Annotated in this window: 9 protein-coding genes and 1 pseudogene; 5 read left to right on the top strand and 5 right to left on the bottom strand. The window is 66.6% G+C overall.

Annotated features, from left to right (window positions below):
• Window positions 1–29: 29 nt before the first annotated feature.
• Window positions 30–1,610 carry a hypothetical protein gene (locus Poly30_RS25730; protein WP_145204544.1) on the bottom strand — a complete coding sequence of 527 codons (1,581 nt, stop codon included), beginning with the start codon at window positions 1,608–1,610 and terminating at the stop codon, window positions 30–32.
• A 378-nt stretch (window positions 1,611–1,988) separates the two neighbouring features.
• Between Poly30_RS25730 and Poly30_RS25735 the strand changes: the two genes are divergently transcribed.
• On the top strand, window positions 1,989–3,260 hold the full coding sequence (locus tag Poly30_RS25735; protein WP_145204547.1) for a Fic family protein: 1,272 nt from the start codon (window positions 1,989–1,991) through the stop codon (window positions 3,258–3,260).
• Between the two features lie 505 nt (window positions 3,261–3,765).
• Entirely contained in the window at window positions 3,766–6,189 is a 2,424-nt protein-coding gene (locus Poly30_RS25740) for a beta propeller repeat protein (protein WP_145204551.1), read from the top strand.
• Between the two features lie 32 nt (window positions 6,190–6,221).
• On the opposite strand, the gene Poly30_RS25745 is transcribed toward Poly30_RS25740, so the two are convergent.
• On the bottom strand, window positions 6,222–6,599 hold the full coding sequence (locus Poly30_RS25745; RefSeq protein WP_145204554.1) for a VOC family protein: 378 nt from the start codon (window positions 6,597–6,599) through the stop codon (window positions 6,222–6,224).
• A gap of 200 nt (window positions 6,600–6,799) precedes the next feature.
• On the opposite strand from Poly30_RS25745, the pseudogene Poly30_RS28950 reads away from it, so the two are divergent.
• From Poly30_RS28950 to Poly30_RS25755, 3 genes and pseudogenes are all read left to right on the top strand, one after another.
• Window positions 6,800–7,096 (top strand): annotated as a pseudogene (locus Poly30_RS28950) (AraC family ligand binding domain-containing protein); the annotation flags it as partial.
• 21 nt (window positions 7,097–7,117) lie between these two features.
• Window positions 7,118–7,588: a helix-turn-helix domain-containing protein gene (locus tag Poly30_RS28955; protein WP_419191389.1), complete on the top strand. Its 471-nt coding sequence runs from the start codon at window positions 7,118–7,120 to the stop codon at window positions 7,586–7,588.
• Window positions 7,589–7,769: 181 nt separating this feature from the next.
• Window positions 7,770–10,385 (top strand): FG-GAP repeat domain-containing protein, encoded by a 2,616-nt coding sequence (locus Poly30_RS25755; protein ID WP_145204560.1) that lies wholly within the window; start codon window positions 7,770–7,772, stop codon window positions 10,383–10,385.
• A 92-nt stretch (window positions 10,386–10,477) separates the two neighbouring features.
• On the opposite strand, the gene Poly30_RS25760 is transcribed toward Poly30_RS25755, so the two are convergent.
• Genes Poly30_RS25760 through Poly30_RS25770 form a run of 3 tightly spaced genes read right to left on the bottom strand, consistent with a single transcriptional unit; the run spans window position 10,478 to window position 15,318 of the window.
• Window positions 10,478–11,221, bottom strand: a complete 744-nt coding sequence (locus Poly30_RS25760) for an SWIM zinc finger family protein (RefSeq protein ID WP_145204563.1) — start codon at window positions 11,219–11,221, stop codon at window positions 10,478–10,480.
• Between the two features lie 2 nt (window positions 11,222–11,223).
• Window positions 11,224–13,887: a DEAD/DEAH box helicase gene (locus Poly30_RS25765; RefSeq protein ID WP_145204566.1), complete on the bottom strand. Its 2,664-nt coding sequence runs from the start codon at window positions 13,885–13,887 to the stop codon at window positions 11,224–11,226.
• A 30-nt stretch (window positions 13,888–13,917) separates the two neighbouring features.
• Entirely contained in the window at window positions 13,918–15,318 is a 1,401-nt protein-coding gene (locus tag Poly30_RS25770) for a sulfatase-like hydrolase/transferase (protein WP_145204569.1), read from the bottom strand.
• Window positions 15,319–15,391 lie beyond the last annotated feature (73 nt).

Raw genomic sequence — 15,391 nt, forward strand, 5'->3', positions numbered from 1 at the left:
GGGTATCCGAACGAGCGCCGTCCGTGGCGCTACTCCAGCGCCCGAAACTTGTCGCTCATTCGAACGCCCGTCACACGCGCCCCTTCCAGGACGAGATCATACGAGAGCTCCGATTTCGGAAACGTGAGGTAGAGCACCGTGCCCACCACCGCGTACTGGCCGACGTCGTCCATGGAAGCGCTCGCGAGGTCCGAGCCGAAGTTCATCGAGCCGCTGAACAGCGTCTCCGAGCGCACGGTCCCGCCCGGGCCGAAGTGGTAGACGTGGCCGAAGAAGCCGCTCTCCGTCGTCGTGGAGTCGCTCACGCGCCGCCCCACGAGCTGCTGCTCCAGTTCGGGACGGCGGTCCGGTGGACTGAGCTCCATCGTCGCCAGGATGCGCTTCACATGGGGCAGGAACTCCTCGGTCCGCGAGGAGACGAGGATCCCCCCGACGGTGACGTAGTAGCCCTTGGCCGTCGCTCCACCGATCCAGGCGTCCACGGCCTGACCCGTGGCCAGGGTGCCCTTCCACTCCTGGACGCCGCCTGGGTAGGAGCCGACCTGGACGGCCTTCGCGCCGGCCCTGGGACGGTTCAGGCGAATCCCCTGCGCCGCATAGGCCTGGCGCACGTCGGCCTCGTCGCGATCGATGAGCTGCGCCGGCGTCAGCCCGAGATCCGCCGCCTCGAGCCTCCCGGTGTCCACGAGGATCAGCGCGTCCAGCGTATCGGTCGCCTGGAAGCCAGGATTGATGATGAGCCCGCTGCCGTTCACCTCCGCGGTCCAGTGCGCTGGCATCTCGAAGCGGAAGTGGCCGTTCGGGTCCACGTAGTTCTTCGAGGGCGTCGTGGCGACGCCCTCGAGGCCCGGCGCTTGCAACAGGGAACCAGGTTCGACCCCGGTCGCTCGCTCGAAGGTCAGACTCTGCCCCCCGCAGCTCAGCACCAGGCGCGTACCCGACGGCACCACTTCGAACGGATGCCCTTCGCCGGCGGAGGACAGGCATCCTGCGGCTCCCGTCGCCGTGGCCACGAGCGTGACTCGCCAGGCGGCCTCCCCTCGACGGAGCGTCCCTTGCGCCGCGAACGCGCCGTCCATCGCCAGCTCGAGCGACCAGTCGCCCGAGCGATGCGTGCCTGCCCACGACGTCAGGTCGAGGGCGAGCGGTGCGCCGCCGAATGGCGCCGCCGGCGATGCGGTCACCTCGCGCTTTTGGCTCTCGTGAATCTCCTGGCTCTCGTGGATCTCCTCGACATCGTCGCCCGAAGCAGCCCGCAGCCTCATGCGCGAGCGCTTGCCATCGATCCGGAGGTCGAGTCGCGTGCCGTCGCGCTCGAACCTGGCGTCGATCGTCTCAGATGGCAGCTGGATCGAGATCCGATCGGCTCCGTCCAGAACCCAGGTCCCCGCGACCCCGTCCATGGAGCAGACGCCGCCCGCCTGAAGCACGAGCTCGCGCTTACGCAGCGCCCCCGTCGTACCCCGCCAGGTGCCCAGCAGAGATCCATCGTCGGCGCGTGGCGAAACGACTCCATTCGCGTGCGAGCTGCCGAAGCAGGTGACGGGCAGCGCGTGACCTGAAGTCACGCTGGCAAGAACCGCAAAGAAGGCAATGAGGGTGAACTTCAAGGCGTGAGAAAAGTCGGGTGTTCGAAGAGAAGTCGTCCCTGTGGGAAGCGAGATCCACCGCCAGCCACCCTCACGGATGTCCGTTTTCCGCGCCGCGAGGCTCCATGAGCGATCAGCTCCAGCCGCCGCGAAGAGGTGTACACCGCACCGAACCGTGAGTGCTATCAGGGTTCCCAAGCGGGACGCCAAGATGACCGCTGCGCTGGCCTGGGGCGTGTTCACGCCCCTGAACGCCAACATCCCGCGTATGAGACACTTCGCCACCCTACTCGAGGTTCCTATCCGTTTCCGTCCGTGAGTGAAGCCACAAGGGACTCATTTAAAATAACCGTCCTTTAAATCTGGCGTAAGGGACGTCCATCGCCGAAAGATGAACACATGGCTTTCTTCGAGACCCTCCCCTGGCAGCCTTCCTTCGAAGGGCTCAGCAGAAAGGACCGAATGGGCGGCGTGTATCGAGCCTATTTCCCTGATGCCCTGGCGGGCTGGGAGTTCGACCTCCCGGCGGACCTCGTCGCCGACATCTCGGACGCCGAGCGTGAAGTGTTATCGCTCCAGAGCGGTGGAGCACTGCACGTGAGTCTGGAGGGCATGGCCAGGTTCCTGCTCCGCGCTGAGTCCGTCAGTTCGTCTCATATCGAAGGGCTAAGCGCTGCCGCACGGCGGCTCGCCCGGGCCGAGGCGGCGCTTGATGGTGGACGGGATCCGTCCGACCAGGCAGCCTGCGAGATCCTCGGGAACATCCGCGCGATGGAGCGTGCCGTCGCGCTCGGAACCCAGACGAAAAGACTCACCGTCGACACCCTTCTCGAGCTTCACCGAGAGTTGATGCAGCGATCGGTGAAGCCGGAGATCGGAGGAGTCGTGCGCTCGACCCAGAACTGGATTGGTGGTAGCTCGTACAACCCTTGCACGGCTGAATTCGTGCCTCCGCCCCCGGAGGAGGTTCCGGGCCTGTTGGAAGACCTCATGCACTACGTCGACGGTGACACGCACTCTCCCGTCCTCCAGGCTGCCATCGCCCACGCCCAGCTGGAGACCATCCATCCGTTCGCCGACGGAAACGGTCGGGCCGGTCGAGCGCTGATCCACGTGATCCTGAGGCGAAGAGGCCTTACACCTCAATTCGTCCCCCCGGTGAGTCTTGTCCTCGCCACGTGGTCCCGCGACTACATCGACGGGCTCACTCGTTTTCGACACGGTGGACCGTCCGATGGGGCCCAACGTGCGCAGGGCGCGCAGGCGTGGATTCGGACGTTCTCAGCAGCGCTGCGTCGCTCCTGCCAGGACGCGAACGCGTTTCGAGACGAGATCACGGTGATGGTGGAGCAGTGGAGGGAGCGACTCGGATCGGTTCGCAAGGACTCGGGACTGGATCGGCTGCTTCGTGTTCTTCCTGGCCTGCCGATCCTGACGAGAGCCACTGGCGCGGCGCACATCGGTCGCACGCCGCGGAGGACCGGGGATGCGATCGACACACTGCTGGATGCGGGGATTCTCGTTCAGCGCAACGTGGGGCGGGAGCGCTACCGGGTGTTCGAGGTGCCGGAGGTCCTGGACCTCTTCACGTCGTTAGAGAGGCGGCTGGCAAGTCCTGAGGGAGACACGTTCGCGAGCCCCGTGACAAGAAGAGTCCCCGACCGCCCCTGAGGGGCGTTGGGACCAGAAGCTTCGAGATCGCCTGGTCCTGGCTCCAAAAGCTGCGGCGAACTTTGGACCTCACCTCCAAGAGCCTCCAGGGCTTTATCGTCGACGTCGTCACGCGGGGGAGGCTATCTGTCGACGACCATCACGCCGGTCGGGTCGATCGTGCGATCCTGGACGAAGGAGTTCACTGCAGGAGCCGTTGTGTCCGGCGTGCCTGGGTCGCCATGGGAGGTACCGTACCCGAGCTGGAGCGCCGGAGGACGTGGCCGTCGAGTCGACTGGAGATACGCCACACAAGTGGTGCCCGAGTCCCACTCCCGCCGGAGTGGCTCGAGCAGGAACTTTGTGCTGTGGAGGCCGGGAAGAAGCACGAACTGGGGGAGCGTTGAGGATCCGGGGGCGGCGCGAGCTCTTCCCGCTCAGGCCGAACGTGGCGATTCGTCGGTGACGTATTGGGGAGCGGCGGTTCCATTAGAACACTGCGCATCACCCTCCCAGGTCGCCCACCATGAATTTACTCGCAGCCCTCGTCCTCCTCGCTCCCGCCTTCCCCCAGGTGGATCCGCCCGTTTCGATCTCGCCCCGCTCGGACGCCGTGACGCTGTTCACGTCGCCCATCGATGCGAGCCGGCTATTTGCCTACCACAACGCCGCTGGGGGAGAGAGCCTCACTCGGGTCTTCGGGTCGAACGACGACGGCGCCAGCTTCGAGCTCTTGACCTCCACGCAGCGGATCGTCCGTGGCCACGGGGTCAACGGTGATGGGCGACCTTTTCTGCTCACAGGGAGCACCTCCTTCCATGGCCCATACCAGCTCTTGAGTGCGAACCCGGATGGTTCCGGGTGGAGTGAAGTGTTGCCCCCGCCGCCGGTGGGCCAAGGCGTTATCTACGGGGCCACGGTTTCGGCGTCCCCGGGTGGCGGAGTTTGGATCAGCCGTGGCGCGGGATTGGGTGCCGAGGTCATGCGATCAGATACGGATGGGCGGAACTGGTCGATCTTCGCTCAGCCCGCCGCAAGCCCCTGCTCGCCCCACGCCGCCGATCCGCTGCGCGGGGTCTGCTTCGACGAGTCCCGTGTCTACGAAACCTTCGATGGAGGCGCCAGCTGGATCGGCCTCCCATCGCCTCCGTCGGTGGAGCCCATCGAAGGTGTCGCCTACGTCGGTGACCGGGTTCTCCTGCGAACCACGCGCGGGGTGTACTCGACGATCGATGCGGGGACCTCCTGGACCACGTTCCGGCTCAACTCCGGGCTGACCCAGGACTTCCTCGTCGATCCACTCATCCCGAACCGGGTGCTGATGTTCCGCCCGTTCATCGGGACACTCGAATCTCTGGACGCCGGGGCGACCTGGAGTTCGATCGACTGGCTGGAGGACACAGAGATCGAATCCGTGCAGCTTTCGCGGGCGAGCGTCAACAGGACGTTCGTCACTCTGGACGGTTTCGGCTACACCAGCCCCGTGGCGCGAAGGAACGCGGTCGACGGATCGTTCGATGTGATCGGGCTGCCGGCGCTTCGATTCGCGACACCCGACGAGTTGACGACCGACCCGATGGACGCCGGGCACCTCGTCTTGAACCACCAGCTCGAATCCATCGATCATGGGCAGACCTGGAAGTGGAAGCCCCTCCCGAAGATCGCCGTGATGTCGACGCTCGCGAACACGATGAGTGTCGCGGACGCAGCGACGGATGGGCTCGGTCGTCGCCTGCTCGCGGGCAGCGGGTTCTACTACCCAAACCCCAACCTCGCGACGTTGTTTCGCGAGGAAGGCGGCCAGTGGGTAGACCTCGGTCCGATCGAGCTCCCAGGGATCAGTTCCACGAATGGTGTCTCCCAGGTGGCCGTGTCGGAAACGGACCCCGATCTGATCGCCATGGCGGTCAACGTCAACACGTCGAGCGGCACCCAAACGCAGTTCGTCCTCACGCGGGACGGCGGCCAGACCTATGAGGCGAGAGGCCCGCTCGTCGACGGAACCGTCACTTACCTCGACATCCTCGACGGGACGTTCACGCCACGGATCCTCTTCGTCGTGCGACCTTGCTTCAACTGTCCTTCGACGCTGCTCTCCCAGGTCTTCATCAGCGACGACAGCCTTGCGAGCTACGAGCTCGTGTGGGCAGACGACAAGTACCTGTACCCGGCGAGGTCACGTCAGGTGTCGCGGCGGGTGGTTCTCTTGCGAAGTCGGACCACCACTTTCGATCCCGGGAAGCCGCTGGTGGTCTCCAACGACGGCGGCTCCACCTGGACCGTGTCAGGAGCGAACGTGGAAGGGCCGGCCGTGGCCATCCATCCCACGCGCAAGGATACGATCGTCTGCCGTACCGCAGGGAGTGGTGCGCAGTTCACGGAGGACGGCGGTGCGACCTGGACGCTCTTACCGGGCGTCCCCAGTGGCAGCTTCCCGGGAGACGGTGTCGAGTTCAGCGATGACGGATCCAGCCTCTACACCTGGTCGCCCGGTTACGGTCTGCAGTGGTTCGAACTCGAGTCACGGCATGGCGATCCTTACTGCGGCCCCGCCGCTCCGAATGCCTCAGGGAATTCGGCCCGCTTGGAGCTGTTTGGTCCAGGGGCTCTCGCCGCAGACGAGGCGAGGCTCCGTGCCTACGGACTTCCCGTGAACACGTTCGGCTACTTCGTTGCCAGCGACACGTCAGGCTTCGTCGCGCAGCCAGGTGGTTCGTTCGGGAACCTGTGCCTGGGAGGAGCCATCGGGCGCTACTCGCCCCAGGTCGCGTCATCGGGCGCGTGGGGTTGTCTCGATCTCTCGGTACTCCCCAGCGCGCTTCCGACGCCGACGGGGTTCGTCTCCGCTGCTTCGGGGCAACCTTGGTACTTTCAGTGCTGGTTCCGCGATTCCAGGCCAGGCACGACGGCGAGCAACTTCACCGATGCGGTCTCCGCGACCTGGTTCTGATCATCGGGTCCCTCACGGCGTTCGGATCGAGCTCAATGAACCCCTTGCTGGTACTGCATCGCGCCCACCACGTTGGCTTCGGTGTCTTCGAACATGACAAGCGTCCCCACCCCTTCGATCTCGAAGGGACCCATGGTCACTTTGCCGCCGTTGGCTTGGACCGCTTTGGCAGCAGCCTGTGCGTCGTCGACCGCAATGGTGCACTCGAATCCAATCATGCCCTGCCCCGTGACGGGGGTTCGCCGCTCCTGGAGGGCACCATGGACCGCGGCCTTCGGACTCGTGTGGATACGCCAGAAGTCAGGTGGTCCCCATGGCTCGAACGTCCAGCCAAAGGTCTTCTCGTAGAAGGTCTTCGCTCGCTGACAGTCGTCGGCATGGATGGCGAAGTGGGCGATATCGTTGGGCATGGCGGTCTCCAGTAGTCTGATCGTTGAGGTTCTCGATGTGGCCGTCCTGCGTCGCGAGGACGGGACATGCCTTGAAGCGGTCATGATTCGGGATGAGCTGGCGAGTCTCCAGCGCCACGTGCCCCTGGTGCATGGCGGTCTTCATGGGTCTGAATCGTAGATGTGGCCGGGACGTCCGTCTTGCGCTATAACGCCAACGTATGCCTCGAAAACGCCACGGTTCAGCTTCCGCAATCGCGGAGAGATCCATCGCGGTTCGCTCGCTGGGCTTGCGCCTCCCACGTGACCATCGCATCGAGCCACATACGCACGATTGGCATCAGCTGGTCTACGCGACCGAGGGCGTGATGACGGTGGGAGCCCCGTCGGGAAGCTGGGTGGTTCCTCCCCATCGTGCCGTGTGGATACCCGCTGGCTTCTTGCATCGCGTGGCGATGACGGGAGTCGTTCGAATGCGAACGGTTTACCTCAGGCCGGGATTGACCGGGGGACTACCGGAGTCCTGTTGCGTCATCGGTGTGACCCCACTGTTGCGCGAACTCATCCTGGAGACCCTGCGGGTTGGAATGCTTGCGGACGATATCCCGGAGCATGCGAGGCTGGCCGCCGTGCTTGCGGATCAGATCACTCACACACGGGAAGCACCTCTTCGAATCAAGCTTCCAACGGATGCCCGTGCCCGCGCCGTTGCGAAGAGCGCCCAGGTCGATCTTTCCCTCGCGGTACCGCTGTCTGAACTCGTACGCGGGAGCGGCGCGAGCCTGCGGACCATCGAGCGACTCTTCGTCCAGGAGACCGGGATGACCTTCGGACGCTGGCTTCAGCGCGTCAAGGCCCTCCACGCGCTCGAGCGTCTCGCTGCAGGCGATTCCGTGACGGCCGCTGGGCTCGCCGTTGGCTACGACAGCACGAGTGCTTTCATCGCGATGTTCAAGCGAGTTCTTGGCACCACGCCCGGGCACTATTTCACGGACTCCGGCCCATCTTGACCGTTCCGTGATCGGGGGTGGTGGATCACCTGCACTGGCGGCACCGTCACGAGCAGGCGTGCGTTACCGCACATCAGCACTCCCTTCTGGCTCACCAGGAGCACGAGGCTACGATGGCACACGATTCGCTCTCCCACCGCGGTCGATTCCCACCCCGCTCGCACTCGCAACCCCGCGCAACATGCTCGCCTTCGCCTTGGCTCTCGCTGCCAGCTCGCTCGCCGCCCCCGATCTTGAAGAGTTCAGGGAGATCACGTCGGCCCTGCCGGGTGCCCAGCTCCTCGCGCACGGTGACCTGAATGGAGACGGCATGGTGGACGTCGTCTGCGCTTCGTCGGAGACCCGCAGCATCGTGTGGTTCTCGGGGGGCCCTGACGGTCCTTCCAGTGTGGCCCGATTCGCGGGCTCCCTCCCGAATCCCATGCGAGGCCTGGCCGTGGGTGATGTCGACGGCGACGGGTTCGGCGACATCGTCGTGACCCACCGAAACGGCAACGACGCGAGCTGGCTGCGGAACGACGGCGCGGGGAGCTTTGACGCGACGCTCCTCGTCACGAATCAGTTCGACCTCGGATCCAGGATCCACATCCTCGACTTCGACCTCGACGGGGACAACGAGGTGATCGTCATGCGCGCCGCTTCGAGCCCGACCTCCTCGGGACCTCTGCTCTTCGAGAACCTCGGCGGCGGCCAGCTCGCCCAGCCACTGGAGCTTCTTGACCTCGCAGCGCCCTATTCCGAGCTCGCGTACTTCGACGTCGATGGCGACGGCCTGCCCGACGCCGTTCTGGGCGGCTACTACGGACGCATCGATTGGTACAGGAATCCTGGAGGCGCAGGACCCTGGTCGCACAACAGCATCGAGAACCAGGCGTTCTTCCGCTCGAGCGATCTCCGGGCCGTCGACCTGGATGGAGATGGGGACCTCGACCTCGCGATGGCGGCCACCCACTTCGCCGCGATCCGGTTCTACGAGAACCTCGGTGGCGGGGCCTTCGGTGCGCGTATCGACCTGGGGGTCACGACCGGCGATTTCTTGAAGTTCGAGCCCGTCGATGCGGACCTCGACGGCGACCTTGACGTGATCTCGACCTCGATCGCAGCGCCGTCGCTCCGCTGGATCGAGAATTTGGGTGGCTTCCAGTTCGTCGATCGCGGTTCGTTCCTCAACAGCGGCGGCCTCGCGGCACGTGCCCTCGACCTGGCCGACGTCAACGCGGACGGACGATCCGACCTGCTCGTGGTCGGTGGAACGGATACGGTCGAATGGGTCGCGGGTGCGCCTGTGCCCCCGACGGGACCCGCCTTCGAAAGCGACGCAGTCGATCTGCTGCAACCCGTTCCCGCCGCGGCCGAGTCCGTCGTCGTCGACATCGACCTCGACAGCCTCGAGGACGTGATCACCGCGTCCACCAGCGATGGCGTGTTCCTCGCGCGGGGCCTGGGCGGAAACCGATTCGCGGCGCCAGCACGCGTCGTGCCCTCGCTCCAGGCGGCGAGCCACGTGCGCCTGGCTGACCTGGACGGAACCGGACCGGCGGACCTGATCGTGGACACGCCAGCGGGCGACGCGTGGTGGGTGCCTTCGGGCACGGCCGGCGCGTTCGGGTTACCCCGGCATATCGGCTCCGCCCTGGCTCCCCTCGCCGTAGCACCCGACGCTTTCGACTTCGATGGTGATGGCGACCTCGACGTTCTCTTCGCCGGAGCGTCGAGCCCGGTCGTCATCGTCGTCGAGCAGCTCGCACCTGGCAGCTTCGCGCCCGGCCGGACGCTCATCACCGGCACCGGCTCGATCCGCGGCCTGGTCGCCGAGGACTTCGACCTCGATGGCACCCTCGACCTGGTCGCCGTGGACCGCAGGGCTGCCGGATACTTCCTCGAGCTGTACCGCGGCCTGGGCGCTGGCACCTTTGCCGTCCCCGTCACGGCGGCGTCGACGTTCGACCTCATGGGACTCGCAGCCAGGGACCTGAACGGAGATGGAGCCGCCGATCTCCTCTGGGTTCGCCCGAATTCTCGGCTCATCCAGAGGGCGCTGAACACGGGCACCGGCCTCTTCGGCGCTCCCGAAGACCTCGGGACCTTCGCGGACCGGCCTGATGCCATCGGCGCGGGACCCGCCGGCCCGTCGGGCGAGGCGACCCTCGTCGTGTATCACCGGCGCAACAACCGCGCCCTCGGAACGCTGGAGTGGTTCGCCGTCGGCGGCCCGGCGGCGAACAGCCTCCAGCAAACAGAACTCCGTCTGGACGAGGTGGCGAGCCTCGGCCTCGACGACGTGAACGGCGACGGCGACCTCGACGTGCTGATCAGCGCATCCCACCAGGGCCGCGTCGGCTGGTTCGAGAACACCTCGATCGGTGAACTCGGATCGCGCGAGTGCTCGCCCGCGGTCCCGAATTCCAGCGGACTCCCCGCGGGCCTCCGTGTAGTCGGCTCCGGCGCGACCGCGCAGGCTGCACTGACCCTCGAAGGGCTGAATCTGCCCGCGGGCTCGACGACCCTGTTCCTCGCGAGCCGCCAGACCGGCCTCGTGGTTGGCCCGGGCGGTAGCCAGGGCACGCTCTGCCTCGGCGGCATGATCGGACGCTTCGCGGCACCCGGCCAGATCGTGACGGCGACCGCGAACGGCTTCGCCGCGCTCACGATCAGCCTCCAGAGCTTGCCTCAACCGACCGGTATCCTCTCGCCCGCGAGCGGCGAAACGTGGCGCTTCCAGGCGTGGTACCGGGACCTGGCGGTCGGCACATCGGCGTCGAACTTCACCGATGCAGTCGCGATCTTGATCCAGTGATCCGGAGCGAGCGCATTCCGGCGCGGCGAGGATCCATGGCGGTACCGTCACGAGCGCCGTGACAAGAAGCGGCCCCGACCGCCCCTGGGCGATCAGCTCGAGCCGAAGGCGCTCTCGGGATCGGCCAGGTCGATGCCGAACAGCTCTGCCAGCTCGTCCGCCACCAGGACCTCGGCGCTGGAGTCGCCGCTCGCGAGGTTCGGGCCAGCGGTCGTCGCCGCCTGGATCAGCTCCGCGTGGTCGACCTTCCGCAGCTTGAAGAAGAGTTCGGGCGACGCGTCCAGCTGGACGCCGATCGCGTACATCACGGCCGCGACGTGCTTGCAGACGTCCGCCCAGTCGGGGCAGTTGCAGCTCAGGCGGATCTCGCTCGGCGCGGGGAACAGACCGCTCTCCGGATCGGTCACGGCCTGCATCACCCCGTCGCCCAGCTCGCCCGAGAGCAGGTCGACGAGGTTGCGCACCTCGCCCGCCACCGCTTGCTTGAGGACTTCCCAGCGCGACTCCTCGAGCACCTCGATCGAGATCTCGACCTCGTAGATCTCGCTGCCCGCCACGTACGCAAAGACGGCGCCCTCCTCGATGCTGAGGTCGTAGACGTTCCCCTTGCGCAGGTAGGTCCGGCCGCGCGGCAGACGGCTCTCGTAGTCGCTGTAGGACTCGAGGTTCGTGCACCACGCCTTGCCCCAGAACGTCTTCGCCGGAACGCCGCGCGCGACCTGGCACTCGACGGGCACGAACGCCTGCCCGCCCTTGCGGCGCTTCGCGATCTCGCGTGCGATCCGCTTCTTGATCATCGCGGCCGATTCGTAGCCGCCGTACTCGTTCCAGGACATCGCTAGAACACCGCCTGGTCGAGGTTGAGGGCCACGAGGTCCAGGAGTTCCTGGTCGCCCATCTGGGTGAGCAGCTTCTCCGCGCCCTCGGACTCGAGCAACTCGGCAGCGAGGCCGCGCTTGTCCTGGATGATCGCGTCGATCTTCTCTTCGACCGTGCCGCGGCACACGAACTTGTGCACGAGCACGTTGCGCTTCTGGCCGATGCGGAAGGCGCGGTCCGTGGCCTGGTCCTCGACGGCGGGGTTCCACCAGCGATCGAAGTGCACCACGTGGGAAGCGGCCGTGAGGTTGAGACCCGTGCCGCCCGCCTTCAGGGAGATCACGAAGAACGGAGGGCCCGTATCGCTCTGGAACTGCTCCACGAGCTTCGGCCTGCGCTTGACGCTCGTGCCGCCATGGAGCACGAGGCCCGCGCGGCCGAAGCGCTCGTCCAGGAACTCTCGGATCGGCGCCGTCATCTCGCGGAACTGCGTGAAGACGAGCATCTTCTCGCCGCGCGCCGCGACCTCCGCGGCGATCGCACCGAGGCGGTCGAACTTGCCGCTGTCCTTCGGCGTGAAGTTGCCGCTTCCGGTGAAGAGCGCCGGGTGATTGCAAATTTGCTTGAAGCGCATCAGGTAGGTGAGCACCAGGCTCGCGCGCTCGAAGCCCTCCAGGTCGTCCCGCGCGAGCTCCTTCTTGAGGCTCTCCACGGACTTGCGGTACATGATGGCCTGACCCTTCGTCAGCGCGCAGTCGGTGCGCATCTCGACCTTGTCGGGCAGGTCGTCGATCACCCGCTTGTCAATCTTGAGCCTCCGCAGGATGTACGGCGAGACCAGCGTGCGCACCTTGCCGTAGGCATCGCCGCGCTTGAGCACGTCCGCGAACTGCGACGAGGTCCCGAGGAGCCCCGGATTCAGGAAATCGAAGAGCGACCACAGGTCGGCCGCGCTGTTCTCCACCGGCGTGCCGGTGAGCGCCACCTTCGCGCGGGCCTGGATCGCCTTGACGCGCTTCGTCTGGGCGGTGCGCGGGTTCTTGATGGCCTGGGCCTCGTCGAGCACGAGGTAGTTCCAGATCATCGCGTCGATGCCCTGGAGCCGGCCGAGCATCGAGTACGTGGTGACGACGGCGTGGTGGCCTTCGGACGACTGCCCCACGTCCTCGAGCAGGCTGCGCTCGGTCTGCGAAGGGTGCGCGTAGAACACCTTCAGCGTCGGCGCGAACTTCTCGAACTCGGCGCGCCAGTTTCCAACCAGGGAAGCGGGGACGACGAGGAGCGACGGCGGTGCCTTCTTCGACTTCGAGGCCGTCAGGAGCGCGATCACCTGGAGCGTCTTGCCGAGTCCCATGTCGTCCGCGAGGCAGGCGCCGAGGCCGAGGCCGCCGAGCAACGAGAGCCACTGGAAGCCGACCTTCTGGTACGGTCGAAGCGTCGCCTTCAGCGCCTTCGGCGGCTCGCTCTCGGTGGGCTGACGAAGCTCCTCCAGGAGCGAGCGCAGGCGGCCGCCCGCGGTGACCGAGAGCCAGTCCCCGCCACCTTCGGGCGCGCCATCGAGGAGCCCGCCGTCCCCCACTTCGCGGAAGCCCGCGAGCATGCGCATGGCCTCGGTGAGCGTCAGCCCGGTCCCGGCAGCGCGCTCCCAGTGCTGGAGCATCTGGCCGAGCTTCTCGCGGTCGACTTCGACCCACTGCCCCTTGAGCCGCACGAGGTTGTCGGGCGAGGCGAGGATCTTCTCCCACTCCGCGTCGGTGATCGTCTCGCCGTCGAGCGCAAGGCTCGCCTTGAACGACACGAGCGAGTCGATCCCGACCCTGGCGTCGCTGCCCTCGCCGATCTTCAGGTCGACCTGGACCTTCGACGGCCGCCCCTTCTTCCACCAGTCCGGGACCTTGACGACGATGCCCGCCTGCTCGAAGGCCTCGGCTTCCTGGATGAAGCTCAGCGCGTCGGGCGCGCGCCACGCGAGCGCGCTGAACACGCGCTTCGATTCCAGCAGCTCGGCCGCAAACTCACTCGACTTCGCGGCGGCCTGCACGGGCTCGAGGAGTGACTTCAGCGCGCGCGTGTTCTTCTCGCCCGCGTACTGCTTGAGCGCGCGTCCGAGCGGCAGGTACTGGAGCGTGCCAGCCGCCGACACCCGGTGCGTGTAGGTCGCCAGGAAGGCGAAGGGAAAGAGGTCGTTGCGCTTGTTCTCGGCGAGGTGGAAGGTGACGCGTCCGACCATGCGCCAGAGCGGATGGACGGCCCGCAGCCAGCTCTCCAGCGAACCGGCGTGCCGGGCGATGTGCTCGTCGATCTGGGTCCAGAGCTCCGTGAGCAGGTCGACGCTGACGTACTCGGATCCGGGCGCGGGCGGCGCCTTCTCCGCCCACTCGCGGAGGGCCTCACCCGGCGGCAGCGGCGTGGGTTCTCGCACGTCCCCCACGTGCTGGCAGAGCACGGTGAGGAACTCGCGCGCGAAGGACTGCCAGTACTTGATGGCAGGCGGCAGCATGTCGTCGCCCGAGACCTCGGCTGCGAGCGAGATCAATCCTGCGGCCGAGGACTCCGCGAAGGCCTTCGCCACCTTGCTCGGCAACCCGAGGGCCTTGACGACCTCGACGCCGAGCTGAAGGCGCCCGGTCGGCAGAACGTGCAGGTCCTGCGCGTCGAGGAGGAGCGTGGAGAGGGCGGCCATCCGGGTAGACTAGCAGACCCGGAGACGCAGCTACTGCAGCGCGCGCCTTCGTTCTGCTCCGAACGGGCCCGCGAAGAAGACGGTGAAGGCCGCCATGGCCTCGATCGCGTCCGCGTCCATCTTGCCTGCCCGCAGCAGATTCACCCGCTCGTTCGGATCCGACGCGAGGTCGAAGAAGCGGAGCGTCCCCTTGGCTCGATCCTCGATCAGCTTGAAGCGCGGACCGCGGACCGCCACCCGATCGATCGTCATGCTGGCTCGCCCGTTCGACGTCCGCTCGAATCGCTCGGCGAAGACCCAGGCGCGCTGCGGAGCGGCATCGGCCGCGCGCAGGTACGGCGCGAACGAAACGGAATCCCCGGGAGCAGCAGGTGCAGCGCCGAGCATCCACTCGGTCACCGTGCTGAAGAGGTCCGTCGTGTTGACGAGATGCGTGCAAGAACGTCCGGGCTGAGCGACACCGGCCCCCATCGCGATCATGGGGACGCGCAGCCCCGACTCCAGAAGCGTGCCCTTGCCGCTGGCGCGGCTGGAGCGGCCCCCGGGCGAAACCGCTGATTCCGTGCCGTTGTCGCCCACGATCAGCACCAGCGTGTTCGCGCTGGACTCCTCGGGGATAGCGCGCACGAGGCGTCCGATCTCGTGATCCATGGCCTCCACCATGGCGAGGAACGCCGGGCGACCCGCCGTGGCGGCTTCCTTCGCGGTGGCCTCGGACACGAGGTCAGCGGGCGGGCGATGGAGCGGTTCGTGGGCCGCGTGGTAGCTCGCCACGATGAGCCACGGCGAGTCTTCCCAACGTTCCATCGCGGCGATCGCGTCGTCGGTGACGGCGGTCGTGGCGTACACGGCGCGGCGTTCGGGCTCGCCGTCCTGGGTGCCTTCGAACTCGAAGTAGGTGGAGTGGGCGTTGACGCCGCCGAGGTTGCCGGAGGTCCCACGGAAGTGATCGAAACCGAGTTCCCGCGGATGATCGGGACCGTCGCCGTGGCCCGAGAGATGCCACTTGCCGAGCATGGCGCTCTTGACGGCGGGTAGCGCGCTCGCGAGATGGCGCGGCAGGGTGCGATGGTGGGCCGCCAGGCCCGGGTCCTGGTTGCGCGGCAGGATCACCGAGCCGATGCCCGTCCGAAATCCGTAGTGGCCGGTGAGGATCGTCGCCCGCGTCGGGCTGCAGGCCGGGCAACTCCAGACGGAGTCGAAGCGGACGCCCTGGGCCGCCAGCCGATCCATCTCCGGGGTCCGCACGGTCGGGCCTTCCGGCTCGCCTGCCGGCTCACTTTCCTCTGACCCAGCGGCATAGCACCCGAGCGCATCGACTCCGACGTCGTCGAGAATGATCAGCAGGACGCGCGGGTGATCCTCGGGCAACGCAAGGGCGCCGCGAGTCAGAAGGGCCCAGAAAAAGAGAAATGAGAATGTGCGTACCATGAGCCATGTCAGGGGCGTTCGTTGGTGAATTTGCGCCGAGCGCGGCCCGGATAATCTGTATCCGACCGGATTC

The organism is Saltatorellus ferox (genome assembly GCA_007751475.1).
GTDB lineage: Bacteria > Planctomycetota > UBA1135 > UBA1135.

Coding starts and splice junctions, on each gene's coding strand:
- Poly30_RS25735 (WP_145204547.1), top strand. CDS start 1,989: ATGGCTTTCTTCGAGACCCTCCCCTGGCAGCCTTCCTTCGAAGGGCTC.
- Poly30_RS25740 (WP_145204551.1), top strand. CDS start 3,766: ATGAATTTACTCGCAGCCCTCGTCCTCCTCGCTCCCGCCTTCCCCCAG.
- Poly30_RS25745 (WP_145204554.1), bottom strand. CDS start 6,599: ATGCCCAACGATATCGCCCACTTCGCCATCCATGCCGACGACTGTCAG.
- Poly30_RS25755 (WP_145204560.1), top strand. CDS start 7,770: ATGCTCGCCTTCGCCTTGGCTCTCGCTGCCAGCTCGCTCGCCGCCCCC.
- Poly30_RS25760 (WP_145204563.1), bottom strand. CDS start 11,221: ATGTCCTGGAACGAGTACGGCGGCTACGAATCGGCCGCGATGATCAAG.
- Poly30_RS25765 (WP_145204566.1), bottom strand. CDS start 13,887: ATGGCCGCCCTCTCCACGCTCCTCCTCGACGCGCAGGACCTGCACGTT.
- Poly30_RS25770 (WP_145204569.1), bottom strand. CDS start 15,318: ATGGTACGCACATTCTCATTTCTCTTTTTCTGGGCCCTTCTGACTCGC.